General features: G+C 47.9%; 11 protein-coding genes. 7 read left to right on the plus strand and 4 right to left on the minus strand.

The window, feature by feature from the left end; translation table 11 throughout:
- Window positions 1–174: 174 nt before the first annotated feature.
- Both QUB64_RS06515 and tsaD read right to left on the minus strand, forming a co-directional pair.
- The gene (locus tag QUB64_RS06515) at window positions 175–678 is read right to left on the minus strand and encodes a GNAT family N-acetyltransferase (RefSeq protein ID WP_333266973.1); all 504 of its coding nucleotides are present in this window, start codon (window positions 676–678) and stop codon (window positions 175–177) included.
- Between the two features lie 309 nt (window positions 679–987).
- On the minus strand, window positions 988–2070 hold the full coding sequence (gene tsaD, locus QUB64_RS06520) for a tRNA (adenosine(37)-N6)-threonylcarbamoyltransferase complex transferase subunit TsaD (RefSeq protein WP_333266975.1): 1083 nt from the start codon (window positions 2068–2070) through the stop codon (window positions 988–990).
- A 344-nt stretch (window positions 2071–2414) separates the two neighbouring features.
- On the opposite strand from tsaD, the gene QUB64_RS06525 reads away from it, so the two are divergent.
- The 4 genes from QUB64_RS06525 to ilvN all read left to right on the plus strand — a co-directional run bounded on the left by QUB64_RS06525 (window position 2415) and on the right by ilvN (window position 5267).
- Entirely contained in the window at window positions 2415–2903 is a 489-nt protein-coding gene (locus tag QUB64_RS06525; RefSeq protein ID WP_333266977.1) for a Photosystem I reaction center subunit III, read from the plus strand.
- Window positions 2904–3025: 122 nt separating this feature from the next.
- Entirely contained in the window at window positions 3026–3154 is a 129-nt protein-coding gene (psaJ, locus tag QUB64_RS06530) for a photosystem I reaction center subunit IX (protein ID WP_293260147.1), read from the plus strand.
- Between the two features lie 355 nt (window positions 3155–3509).
- A complete protein-coding gene (locus tag QUB64_RS06535) occupies window positions 3510–4322 on the plus strand; it encodes a carbon-nitrogen hydrolase family protein (RefSeq protein WP_333266981.1) in 813 nt (270 codons plus the stop codon).
- A gap of 426 nt (window positions 4323–4748) precedes the next feature.
- Window positions 4749–5267, plus strand: coding sequence for an acetolactate synthase small subunit (ilvN, locus tag QUB64_RS06540; protein WP_190739991.1), 519 nt, complete (start codon window positions 4749–4751; stop codon window positions 5265–5267).
- A gap of 301 nt (window positions 5268–5568) precedes the next feature.
- Here ilvN and QUB64_RS06545 read toward each other — a convergent pair whose 3' ends face one another.
- Complete coding sequence (locus QUB64_RS06545; RefSeq protein WP_333266983.1) at window positions 5569–5697, minus strand: hypothetical protein; 129 nt, start codon at window positions 5695–5697, stop codon at window positions 5569–5571.
- 1 nt (window position 5698) lies between these two features.
- Entirely contained in the window at window positions 5699–9226 is a 3528-nt protein-coding gene (locus QUB64_RS06550) for a sensor domain-containing protein (protein ID WP_333266985.1), read from the minus strand.
- A gap of 138 nt (window positions 9227–9364) precedes the next feature.
- Here QUB64_RS06550 and QUB64_RS06555 point away from each other — a divergent pair, with 138 nt between their 5' ends.
- The 3 genes from QUB64_RS06555 (at window position 9365) to QUB64_RS06565 (ending at window position 12912) form a co-directional block, all read left to right on the plus strand.
- Window positions 9365–10372, plus strand: a complete 1008-nt coding sequence (locus tag QUB64_RS06555) for a zinc-dependent alcohol dehydrogenase family protein (RefSeq protein WP_333266987.1) — start codon at window positions 9365–9367, stop codon at window positions 10370–10372.
- Between the two features lie 785 nt (window positions 10373–11157).
- Entirely contained in the window at window positions 11158–11976 is an 819-nt protein-coding gene (locus tag QUB64_RS06560; RefSeq protein WP_333266989.1) for a tetratricopeptide repeat protein, read from the plus strand.
- Between the two features lie 186 nt (window positions 11977–12162).
- A complete protein-coding gene (locus QUB64_RS06565) occupies window positions 12163–12912 on the plus strand; it encodes a hypothetical protein (RefSeq protein WP_333266991.1) in 750 nt (249 codons plus the stop codon).
- Window positions 12913–13015 lie beyond the last annotated feature (103 nt).

Genomic DNA, 13015 nt, shown 5'->3' on the forward strand with positions numbered 1-13015 from the left:
TAAAAATCAGCAGATAGAGCGAATTATATTCAATCCCAAAGGTTTGTAGTGAGGACTTCAGTCCGCATAAAAATCAGCAGATAGAGCGAATTATATTCAATCCCAAAGGTTTGTAGTGAGGACTTCAGTCCGCATAAAAATCAGAGGACTCAAATCCGAACCATCGAACCAATTTTATCGCGATTGTGCGCTCAAGCGCAAACCCAGAATAATCACATCTCTTTCCACGCCGTCAAGTTCGGCAACTTGCGGCAGATATCCCCACTGCTGAAAACCAAATTTCTGGAACAAAGTTAAACTCGGCTGATTGTGAGCAAAAATTATTGCCATCAGGGTTCTAAGTCTCAATTCTGGACTCCGCGTGATTGCCGATTGCAATAATTTTTTTCCGATTCCGCAGTTTTGGCGATCGGGCGCTACGTAGATGCTAATTTCTGCTGTATGCTGATAGGCGGCGCGTCCGTAGAAAAGCTGAAAACTCAGCCACCCGACGATATTTTGTTCTGATTCCATTACCCAAATTGGCAAAGAATAGGGCGAGTGTTCTCTGTACCATGCGAGGCGGCTTTCGACTGAGACTGCTTGTAAATCTGCTGTCGCCATTCTGCCCGGTACTGCTGCGTTGTATATTTGGACAATTGCTGGTAAATCGCTTTCAACGGCGTCGCGGATGTTCATGGGTTAAGGAAGAAGGAAGTTCGGCAACGGATTATATAACGGATGTAACGGATACTGAAGGAAGAAGTATTTGTAGTCGTAGGGTGTGTCGCCCTCAAAAATTCCCAAACAAATATCGACGATCTTATGGCGACGCACCAGATACAATTTATAAAAATTATTGCTACAAGAAATTTTCGGGCTTGTTTCCTCAAATATGGTGTAAGGTGCGTCGCGATAAGATTGTCGATCGACTTTTAGGCGTTTTTGAGGGCGACACACCCTACAAATACTTCCTTTGTCTAGACGTAGTTTCAACTGCTGTCCGATCTAACTGTCAATATTCAGATTGTACAGTTCCATGATATCGCTAACAGGCATCCGCGAATTTGCTCCCAAATTTAGGGGTGATGTGTGTCCTCGCTGCAAGTGTTCCGCCGCCGCACAGCCGATCATTGCTGCGTTGTCCGTGCAATATTTTAATGGGGGAAACAATACTCGCAAGTTATTTTTGACTGCTGCGGCTTGTAAGTGCGATCGCAGTCCGCTGTTGGCTGCAACTCCGCCGCCGACTACTATGGTGGTAAGTCCTAAATTTAGCGCACAGTCGATCGCCCTTTTGGTTAAACCCTTCGCTACTGTTTCCTGAAAACTCGCCGCAATATCATTAATTGTAGAGGCAGCCAAGACGCCTTCGCCGCCGACATTAATATCTTGTTTTTTGAGTTTCTGCACTAATTGCAAAACTGCTGTTTTCAACCCGCTAAAACTGCTGTCGTAGGGATGGTAGCCGCCACCAGGTAGCGAAATTCTGCCTTCTGGGAGGGGGTATGCTTGGGGATTCCCCAGGGCGGCCAATTTGTCCATCAGCGGCCCGCCGGGATATCCTAGCTGCAACAGTCTGGCGACTTTATCAAAAGCTTCGCCCGCCGCATCGTCGCGCGTTTGTCCTACTGTTTCGTAAACGCCGCAATCTTTAACATAAATTAAGCTGGTGTGTCCCCCGGAAACTAACAAGCACAAAAACGGCGGCTGCAAGTCTGGTTCGATTAGGTAAGAAGCGTAGATGTGCCCTTCCAGGTGGTGGACGCCTAAAAAAGGTTTTTGGTGGACTATTGCCAAGCTTTTCGCCGCTGTCAGCCCGACTAACAATGCACCTACTAAACCGGGGGCACAAGTCGCTGCAATCCCGTCAATTTCTGACCAACTCAGGTTGGCTTCACTCAGACACTCGGCAATTACCTGATTTAGCATTTCTAGGTGGCTCCGCGAAGCTACTTCGGGCACTACCCCGCCGTACTCCTCGTGGATTTTAATTTGTGATGCTACAACATTGCTGCAAACTTGACGATTCTTAACAATTGCTGCTGCTGTTTCGTCACAACTTGTTTCGATCGCGAAAATGGTTGCCATTAACTGGTAATTTTATTTGATAGGTTAGCTATTGCTAGCTTAACTAATTTGGTGCAAGTCCCCCGCTATGCCTGTACTCAGGTTATTGTTAAGGATATTTGCCCGCTCGCGACAGTTAAGCCCATCATCAGATGCAGGCTGTGAAATATCCTCGCGGTATTGCTAGCTTGGCACTGACTGATGTACTGATGTGATGAAACGCGAATCCCTAATTCTATTGGGATTTGCCGCATCAACGATCGATGCTTCGCATTGTCAACAAATGCGGTAATCTGGATTAGAGATCGGCAAGTTGAAATGCTTGTAGAAAAACTTATTGTTTTGTAACAAAAGGAAACAATTTCATGCGACGATTGTTTGCTGCAATTTTAGTGGTTAGTCTGTGGATCAGTTTTGCTCCAGTTGCTTCGGCTTACAATTTAGTGCCGTGCAAGGACTCCCCCGCGTTCAAGGAACTGGCTAAAGATGCACGTTCTACCAATGGCGACCCGGCATCTGCAAAGGCAAGATTCGAGCGCTATTCTGCGGCTATGTGCGGCCCGGAAGGATACCCACACTTAATCGTAGACGGTAACTTGGCTTATGCTGGCGACTTTTTGATTCCTAGCGTGCTGTTCTTGTATATTGCTGGTTGGATTGGTTGGGTAGGCCGCGCTTATCTGCAAATTGCTAAAAAATCAGCGACTCCAGAGGAAAAAGAGATTATAATCGACGTTCCTGTGGCAATCTCCTGTATGCTGACTGGCTTTTTGTGGCCTCTGGCAGCTCTCAAAGAAATCACCACTGGTGAAATGTTTGCCAAGGACGACGAAATTACTGTTTCCCCCCGCTAAAATAGGGAAATGGAGCCAACGCTAATAGCTAACAGTTAATCAATTAACGGCAAGTTAGCAATTAGCTCCTTACCGAGCGATCGGCAATTACCAACTGTCTCGAATTTTCAGGAGCAGAATTCATGCAATATTTTGTCAAGTTTCTTTCGACCGCACCAGTATTGGCAACGCTTTGGATCGCTATTCAAGCTGCGGGTTTGATTGAATTTAACCGCTTTTTCCCAGATTTGCTTTTCCATCCGATGCCTTAAGATTTGACGGGGATTAGGTTGCAAAACCTAGGTAGAAAAGTTGAGAGTTTTGAGTTGTGAGTTGTGAGTTAAAGGTTAATTTAAAGCTCAAAGCTCAAAACTCTCAAATCTGATGAGTTGGTTGAATGCCACGTCGGCTTCATTCAGTTGACAGCGTTAATGAGTTGACAGTTGACAGTTGACAGTTACAGCGTTAATCAGTTGATAGTTGACAGTTGACAGCGTTAATCAGTTGACAGTTGACAGTCAATGACTAATGCCCAATGCCCAATGCCCAATGCCCTGTTTGGCCAATGCCCCATGCCCCATGCCCCATGCCCAATGACTATTGACTAATGACTAATATTGTGAATCGATGAAGTCTTATCTCGCCGCAGCAATTCAAATGACTAGCTTGCCTGACCTGCAAAAAAATTTGGTGCAGGCAGAGGAATTAATCGACCTGGCAGTGCGTCGGGGTGCAGAGTTAGTTTCCTTACCAGAAAATTTCTCGTTTATGGGAGAAGAGGAGGAGAAGATTGCTTCTTCAGAGACGATCGGACTCCAAAGCGAAAAATTCCTCAAAACCATGGCCCAGCGGTTCCAGGTGACGATTCTGGGCGGCGGATTTCCCGTGCCGACGGATGGGGGGAAGGTATACAATACTTGCTTGCTGGTAGACCCAAACGGCAGCGAAGTGGCAAGGTACAAAAAAGTACATTTATTCGATGTGAATGTGCCAGACGGCATTACTTACAGGGAATCGAACACTGTGAAAGCTGGTGAAGATTTGCCGCCGATTTATGTGTCGCCGGAGTTGGGGACGCTGGGACTTTCGGTGTGCTATGACGTGCGGTTCCCGGAAGTGTACAGGCATTTGTCCTACAAGGGTGCTGATGTTTTGTTCGTGCCGGCGGCGTTTACTGCTTACACTGGCAAGGATCACTGGAAGGTTTTGTTGCAAGCTAGGGCGATCGAGAATACTTGTTATACGATCGCCCCAGCGCAGACTGGACACCACTACGGCCGCCGTCAAACTCACGGTCACGCGATGATTGTAGACCCTTGGGGTGTGGTTTTGGCGGATGCTGGAGAGGAACCGGGTGTGGCGATTGCAGAGATTAATCCCGATCGACTAGAACAAGTCCGCCGCCAAATGCCGTCGCTGCAACACCGGGTTTTTCTGTGAGTTAGGGCGGTTGGGTACTTCGCAGTTTTGACACCAATTGGTGTCAAAATTGTGGTTTCCGTCAGCCACCAGACTTGAAGATTTTTTTCTTCGCTCGAGGAATTGTGTACGTTCGTACACAAAAAACTTGGATCGCGTGCCGTCTGAACCGGGTTGGGGCGGGTTTAGGGTTCATATAAAGCCGATCCCCCCGGCGCCCCCCTTAAGAAGGGGGGGACAGGAGTGCGATCGACAGTCCCCCTTTTTAAGGGGATGCGAGGGGGATCGAGACTGCGGTAAAAGCGAAATTTATTAAGGTTTTTTCTCGGAGAGGAACTGCCAATAACTCGCGATAAAATATCTAAGGCAGGTTCAATGGGCGTGCACTTCTGCTAAAAGGCGAATTCGCGAAAGTAGAATTGCACAAAATGCGTCTTTTTTGGAGAAATGAAACACACTCTTTCGGTTTTAGTAGAAGATGAAGCGGGTGTCCTCACTCGAATTGCTGGTTTGTTTGCGCGTCGGGGTTTTAATATTGAAAGTCTGGCCGTCGGCCCGGCGGAGCAAGTGGGTGTGTCTCGGATTACGATGGTTGTACCGGGAGATGACCAGATTATCGAACAGTTGACTAAACAACTGTACAAGTTGATTAACGTGCTTAAAGTTCAGGATATAACGGAAATTCCCTGTGTGGAACGGGAGTTGATGTTGCTGAAAGTGAATGCTGCTAGCGGGACGCGATCGGAGATCATTGAGTTAGCTCAGATTTTTAGAGCGCGAGTGGTGGATATTGGTGATGATACGCTGACTTTGGAAGTTGTCGGAGATCCGGGTAAGATGGTGGCGATCGTCCAGGTTCTAAATAGATTTGGGATTAAGGAAATTGCTCGGACTGGAAAAATTGCCCTGACGCGGGAGTCGGGGGTAAATACTGAGTTTCTCAAGTCTTTGGAAGCGAAAGTGTAACGAAGAAGTCATTAGTCATTAGTCATTAGTCATTTTAGACGCTCGCGAAGTCGAAGGCTAGTCATTGGTCCTTGGTCATTAGTCCTGCCGTCATTAGTCACAAAGTATCTTTTAACTTTTAACTTTCGACTTCTCATGACGAATGACGGCAGGACTAAGGATATCGTGTCAGGTTGTATCAGAATCATAATTTTCGGAGTTCAGCGCTCTGATTCACCTCAGCTCGCGAGCGGGATGCTCGCACTACGTTATCATTTCGATGTAACGCAATTGGATATGACTAATGACCCATGACCCATGACTAATGCCCTGTTTGGCCTGTTTGGTCAATTCCCGATGCCCTATGCCCCATGCCCCATGCCCCATGCCCCATGCCCCATGCCCCATGCCCCATGCCCCATGCCCCATGCCCTGCGCGGGCCAAAGACAAATTACCATACTGGTTGACTTTCGATCAAAGCTGTGGCTGTGATGGTGTCTACAGGCTTTGAGAAAAAGTATCCCTGTCCGTATTCGCATTGCAGCGCTCTGAGCAAATTAAGCTGTTCGATGGTTTCTATTCCTTCAGCGATTGCATCCATGCCTAAATGACTGGCTAAAATTAAAATAGTCTGTACGATGGCTTCGTTTCCTTCATCTTCAGTCATGCGGCTGACAAAAGCTCGATCGATCTTTAAAGCGTCAGTGGGAAAAGTGTGCAGGCGGCTCAAAGAAGAATAGCCAGTGCCGAAATCGTCAATATATAATTGAACTTCTAATTTTTTTAATTGGGCGAGTATAGCGGCTGCTGATTCGGCATTGTCCATGATGACGCCTTCAGTAATTTCTAATTTTAAAGTGCGTGGGTCAAGCTGAGTTTCTTGTAAAATTTCGCTCAGGCGATCGATTAAATCCGGCTGTTTAAATTGTTCGTTAGAAAGGTTGACGCTGACAGTCAATGGCGGATTTGCTGGGAATTTTTGGTGCCAGTGGTGGATCTGACGGCAAGCCGATCGCATCATCCACCAACCAATAGGTACAATCAATCGAGTTTCTTCTGCTACTAAAATAAACTCGCCGGGAGCTACTAAACCCCGCTGGGGGTGATACCACCGCAGCAGCGCCTCAAAACCGCTGATTCTACCGCTAGTTAGAAAGACGATGGGCTGGTAGTAAAGCTGAAATTCCTGGGAGTCTAAAGCGCGCCGCAGGTCATTTTCCAGTTGCAAAAGGGCGACGGCGCGAGTGTGCATACTTAAGTCAAAAACTTCGTGGCGAGCTTTGCCCAATCCCTTCGCGTGATACATGGCAGCATCTGCATCTCGGAGCAGTTCTTCTGGTCGATCGTACAACATTCGGAACGGCACCGGGGGAACAGGGGAGTCGGAAGGTAAGCAAGACAAAGAAGTTTCCAGATCGATATTTCCCAGATTTCCTGGACTAAACAGTTGGCTGCTTTCCCTTGAAGGCTGCGGCAAACCAGAACAAACAATGCCAATGCTAGCACTGCTAAAAACTTGATATTCGTTGAGGTAAAAAGGCTGTGCTAGTTCTGCTTGCACTCGTTCGGCAATGTGGATCGCATCCTCGGTGTTTTTGATGTTTTCCAGCAAAATAGCGAATTCGTCGCCGCCGAGACGGGCAACGGTATCTCCAGTGCGCAAACAGATTTCCAGGCGCTGCGCGATCGCGATCAGCAAGCGATCGCCCACTAAATGCCCCAAACTGTCATTGACAACCTTAAAGCGGTCTAGATCGATAAACAGCACGGCAAACAAAACTTCGGGACGGCGTTTGGAAAGATCGATCGCGTGTCCCAAGCGATCCATAAATAAAGCTCGATTCGGCAAACCCGTGAGCGTATCGTGCAAAGCATCGTGTACCAACTTCTCTTCGGCTATTTTGCGGAGGGTGATATCTTCGACAGTTCCTTCGTAGTAAAGCAAATTGCCGCTAGCGTCGCGAACAGCCCGGCCGTTCTCGGAAACCCAGATGGTGGTGCCGTCAGCGCGGTAAACTTGGGACTCGAACTCAGACACAAAACCGTGTTGTTCGATCGCACTCAAGAACTCGACACGGCGGTTGGGATCGAGGTAGAGTTGGCGATCGATATCGTGGATGTTTGCGATCAGTTCGGCGGCCGACTCGTAGCCGTAAATTCTGGCCAAAGCTGGATTAGCACTGAGGTATCGCCCGTCAGCAGTCGTCTGAAAAATTCCCTCGATCGCATTTTCAAAGATGCTGCGGTATTTCTCTTCGGCTTCTTGCAGCGCGAATTCGGCCTGTTTGCGATCGCTGATATCGGTTAGCGTGCCGAGATAGCCCAGAACTTCCCCGCTGTTGCCAATTTCCGGCACTGCTTGCCAAAATACCCAGGTTGTGAGGTCGCCGTTGCAAAAGCGGTATTCTAACTTACAAGGCAACTGCTCTTTGACAGCGCGATACCACTGGCTCAAAATGCGATCGCGGTCTTCGGGATGCAAACTTTGCGCCCAACCTTCGCCCAATGCCTTTGGCGCAGTCAGTCCCGCCATCTCCAAAAATCGCTCGTTGACGTACAAGCAATCTCCAGCAGCGTCGGCGCGGAAAATCCCGACTGGCAGTATTTTTGCCAAGGTGTAATAGCGGTACTCGCTTTCTAGCAGGGCGCTGGCGGCTACTTTAGTCTCGGTGATGTCAAACATTGCGCCTTGAAAGATCACGGAGTTGCTGGCTCGATCGCGAACTGCGAGCGCTCGATCGCGGAACCAGACGACTTTACCGTTGCGGGCGATCGCGCGGTATTCTGAAACCAGCGGCTCGTCGCCAAAGATATCTTCTCCGTCGGTGAATTTCTGTGTGGCGTTTTCAACTAACACCCGATCGCGGTCTTCTGGGTGAACGAGTTTCAGCCACAGGTCGGGGTCTGCCCTCCATTCAGCTACAGAATAACCCAGAAAAGTCTCGATTTGCGGGCTGATGTAAAGTTTGGCAGCGCTGCGGTTGAGGGGAGAAATGTAGGTGACAGCCGGCATTTGTTCTACAAGGGCGCAGTATTTCGCTTCTACGGTGCAGAGTGCTGCTTCTAGGCGCTGCCGCTCTAATTCGGCGGCGGCCCGTCCGGCAAAGATGCTGATAATTAGTTGAAATTTAGCAAGATTTGATTCTAGCAAGGGGCGATCGTGAAAAATACAAATAATCCCTAAAGGTTCGCCGTAGGAGTTTTTGAGCAAGACTCCTAGGAAACTGCGCGCACCTGTAAATACTGCTCTGCGGTCTTGTGGGAAGGTTTCCAGCAGGGAATCTGGACAGGAGTACATTCCCTCCTCGAACACCAGCGCTTCCGGAGTATTGGCGGTGTTGCACTCAAAGTTTGGCTGCTGCTGTCCGTCGCTCCAAAAACTGATAGCTTGCAATTGAGCGGGAGTTGCATTGCTGCGTTCGATCGACTTAATCGATTTGGAAACAACGGCGCTGCGAACTCCGAGTGCTGAGGCCAAGTGGCGAACTAAGGCATCAAAGAATTCTGCTCCCCCCGGCGAATCAGTACCTGCGAGGATGTCGCCTAGCAAGTCTTCCTCTAATTGCGGGGAAGCCCGAACTTTGGGTGGGTTGTCGGCATTTTGGGCGATCGAACCTTCCATGCTCAGACTTAGGGTTTTGCTGGTAGAAGGCCCGATCTGAGGCGAAGAATTGACAGTTGGGCGCTGTTGCAGGGCGAAGCATAGAGCGCGGCCAATACCTAAAACTTTACCCAAGAATCTGTCAGCGATCGGCAACGGATTTGAGTTGGGGAAAATCCCAAAGTTTTTCCGAATTTTCAATCCAGCAGATAAATCGTCATTTAATTCTGGAAACTGCGGTTGCTCTGCGGCGGTTGGCCAACTGGGCGACCTTGGCTGCCACTTCAGATAAATCGCGATTACAAAGACTAACGTCGCCGATAATCCCAGAAGATATGCAAGAATTTCAAAGTACAGGAATAAATCTCGATTGAACATTGATTAGCACCGCTCGAAAATTATAGTAGTTATCTGAAGCCAATCTATTTATTAAAAATAACTAAATATCGTCACAGATGGGTAACGCATACAAGGTAGGATTGCAAGTGCAGGCGACAAGAGAGTTAAGACCACGCTATGAAAGCTATTGTTTTTGAAACGCCCGGAAGCCCCTCCGTACTGAGACTGCAAGATATCCCCGCTCCTACTATACAAACAGAAACTGAAGTTTTGGTGCGGTTGCGGGCGGCGGGGATCAATCCGATAGATACTAAGTTGCGATCGCGCGGCACTTTTTACCCCGAGAAAACTCCTCACGTTTTGGGGTGCGACGGGGCTGGAGTCGTAGAGGCTGTCGGTGCCCGCGTGCAGAGTTTCCAAGTGGGAGACGAGGTTTTTTTCTGCAATGGCGGTTTGGGCGGGTCGATCGGTACTTATGCTGAGTTTGCCGTTGTAGACGAACGTTTTCTCGCCCTCAAGCCTGCTGCTTTAAGTTTTGCTGAGGCGGCGGCTGCACCGTTAGTTTTAATTACAGCATGGGAATCGCTGTACGATCGAGGGCGCTTGGAAGCTGGCCAAAAAGTGCTAATTCTAGCAGGTGCCGGCGGTGTCGGCCACGTCGCGATACAGTTGGCTTCCTTGCAGGGTGCTGAGGTTTGCACTACTGTAAGTTCCGAAGCAAAAGCCGAAACTTGTAGCTCTTTGGGTGCAGATTTAGTTATTTTATACAAAAATACCGATGTTGTCGATCAGGTTTTGACTTGGACTCAGGGACAAGGAGTTGAGTTGGCTTTCGATACTGTCGGGGGAGAAACTTTTTACCAAACTATTCCGGCTGTGAAGATTTACGGAGATTTGGTAACGATTTTGGAACCAGATCCGGCTTTGGGCAATTTGAAAACAGCGAGAATGCGCAATCTGCGAATTAGTCTGGAATTAATGTTAACTCCGATGCTGCAAGGTTTGGTGGAGGAACAGCAACAGCAGGCGAAGATTTTGCAGCAGTGTGCTCGTTTGTGCGATCGTAATTTGCTCAAAATTCACGTCAGCCAAACTTTCCCGCTAGAACAAGCTCAAGCTGCCCATGAGTTGTTAGAAACAGGCTCAGTAACGGGTAAAATAGTGCTTGAAATTGCGGCAGATTGAGATTTCCGGCGAATCGAATTCGTGGCGACACAAACGAAACCTGCGGAGGCGGGTTGAAGAATCTTCGATATTTACTTCGCAATCTTCGATTTCGTCGAGGGCTTTTAAAGCTTCGGGATAGGCGGCTAATTCTGAGCGAAATAGGGCAATCTTTTGGGAGGTAATAACTATCGTGTTATTTTGCTTTGTGCTTTGTTTGCTGGACAAGTTTAGGAGTTAAAGTTGATCTTATAGCATTTTTTGTTTTGGGTTGGGATTGGTTGTTTAAATTTGATCGCTGGTGTAATAGTTGGATGTGGTTTAAATCCCCGTCTCGTAGCGAAGTCCGACGGGGGTTTAAACCCCCGTCTCATAGCTGAAGTCCTCTGAAAGAGGACTGATGAGCGGGATGTAAAGGCTAATTAACCAGGTTGAAAATGTCACTATTGATTCACATATTGTACCTCTTTAGTCCTCTTTGAGAGGACTTTCGCTATGAGACAGGGGTTGAAACCCCTGGCGGACTTGGGGACTAACGACAAATCCCGACGGACTTTTCAACCCCTAGCGGATGGATGACAAATCCCCACAATTATTGGTACAATAACAAAAATAAACCGCCTCAAAACATCACCAATGTTGGATAAAATCTGGCGCTTCCTCAAACAATTCATTCAGCGGCTATTCCGCGCTTTTGCCAAAGATTCTTACCCCCCCTAACCCCCCCCGGGCTTCGGGGGGGGGACAAGAAAGAAAATCTTTCCTCCCCCCGAAGCCCGGGGGGACTGAGGGGGGTTCTTCCAACTTTGACAGATGCGGAATACGAGGCGAAGTTGATGGAACTTCTCGAAGGGGTGAATCAGGGCTGGGGAAGAGGCGATGTTGCGGGATTCTTAATCGCAAAACAAATTAAAAATGGTGATTTGGCGGCTTGGTTGCGGAGGTTTGGCGATCGATCGTTGGAGGGCGCGCAGGGGAGTACAGCGTCTACAGATGCGGTGGTATCGCTTCAGGAATTGGCGCGCAGGTTGGAGTTGTTGGGTAGAGTTGCGGGTGGGGAATTGCCAGAGGTGGCGGGGAATGTTGGTAGGGGGATTTTGGTTGATTTTCCACCTGTTTGGGGTGTAGATCCCGAAGCTAAAATGTGGTTCGATCGAGGGAATGAGCAATTTATGAAAGGGGATTTTGAAGATGCGAGATCCTCCTACGACAAAGCCTTAGAAATCAAACCAGATCAACACGAAGCCTGGTACAATCGGGGCAATGCACTGGATGATTTAGGCTTGCTTGAAGATGCGAGATCCTCCTACGACAAAGCCTTAGAAATCAAACCAGATGATCGCGAAGCCTGGTTCAATCGGGGCATTATACTTGGCGATTATTTAAACAGATATGAAGAGGCTATCGCCTCATACGATCAAGCCTTAGAAATCAAACCAGATGATGATGCAGCCAGGATTAATCGGGGCATTGCCGTCAGCAACGCACCTAGACATAACCAGGTAGTTTATGAAATCTTACAGGTAAAATTCCCTAAATCTCCACCAGTAACTAGAACTATCATAACTCACAACATGACACAGCGCGGCTACGAAGGAGAAATATTAACATTAAAAACAGGCTGAGAGTATTGCCAACAAAATACCCACCCCGAAGGATATGGAGAACTACATCAAGCACTAGGAGATACTCATTATAATCGAGGAAAACTCAATAATCCCAACACCTATTGGAATCAAGCCACCACCAGCTATAAAGAAGCCCTAAAAACTCTAACACCAGATGCTTTCCTCAAACTGCATCTAGAAGTTTTGCAGAAATTCATCAGAACTTTAGTAAACCGAAAAGAAACCGGACAAGCCAATAAATTACGACGAGATGCCACCGATTTATTGCAACGCTTGCTAAAACAGCAAAACTCTTCCCAACTCACCCAACAGCAACTCACCGACAAATTAGTTAGCTTTGAACAATTAACCGTAAATATATTCATCCAATCCGGGCAGTTTTCCCAAGCCTTAGCCACAGCAGAAACCGATAAAAATGTCTGCCTATCTTGGCTGCTGGATGCTTTGCCAATTCCCGATTACCAAACAGAAGAGACAGTCACTCACGCCCAAATTCAGCAACTTCTCAATCCCACAACCGCCGCGATTTACTGGCATCTGGGCGACGCAGCCCTGACAACATTTATCATTAAATCCGATGGCTTGTTGTCTCCAGAAACCTGTTTCAGCGATTCTCCCGATGAACTTGAAAAATGGGTGAAGGAGTGGAATCAACAATACACCGATTATCAATCTAAGGAGAAAACAAGTCAAGTAAATCATCCTTGGCGCGGGGGAATGGCAAGTAAATTTGCACAACTCAATGCAATCCTGAAAATTGATGCGATTGAACAGCAATTAGAGGGGATTACGGAGTTGATTTTGATTCCGCACCGGGACTTGCACCGCTTCCCAATTCATGCTTTGTTTAGTCGGGATTTTGTGGTTAGTTATTTGCCTAGTGCCGCCGTTGGGATTAGTTTGCAACATCGGTTTAGCGGAATCTCTCGCTGATCTCCAAGTCTAGATCCCCCTCGCATCCCCGCAACGATTCGGGGGACTTTGAATGAACAGATTGCTCCCTTAACCAGCGAAACATTGAACTCTCTTGTCCCCC

Source organism: Microcoleus sp. Aus8_D2 (genome assembly GCF_036702665.1).
Classification (GTDB): domain Bacteria; phylum Cyanobacteriota; class Cyanobacteriia; order Cyanobacteriales; family Microcoleaceae; genus Microcoleus.

Coding starts and splice junctions, on each gene's coding strand:
- QUB64_RS06515 (WP_333266973.1), bottom strand. CDS start 678: ATGAACATCCGCGACGCCGTTGAAAGCGATTTACCAGCAATTGTCCAA.
- tsaD (WP_333266975.1), bottom strand. CDS start 2,070: ATGGCAACCATTTTCGCGATCGAAACAAGTTGTGACGAAACAGCAGCA.
- QUB64_RS06525 (WP_333266977.1), top strand. CDS start 2,415: ATGCGACGATTGTTTGCTGCAATTTTAGTGGTTAGTCTGTGGATCAGT.
- psaJ (WP_293260147.1), top strand. CDS start 3,026: ATGCAATATTTTGTCAAGTTTCTTTCGACCGCACCAGTATTGGCAACG.
- QUB64_RS06535 (WP_333266981.1), top strand. CDS start 3,510: ATGAAGTCTTATCTCGCCGCAGCAATTCAAATGACTAGCTTGCCTGAC.
- ilvN (WP_190739991.1), top strand. CDS start 4,749: ATGAAACACACTCTTTCGGTTTTAGTAGAAGATGAAGCGGGTGTCCTC.
- QUB64_RS06550 (WP_333266985.1), bottom strand. CDS start 9,226: ATGTTCAATCGAGATTTATTCCTGTACTTTGAAATTCTTGCATATCTT.
- QUB64_RS06555 (WP_333266987.1), top strand. CDS start 9,365: ATGAAAGCTATTGTTTTTGAAACGCCCGGAAGCCCCTCCGTACTGAGA.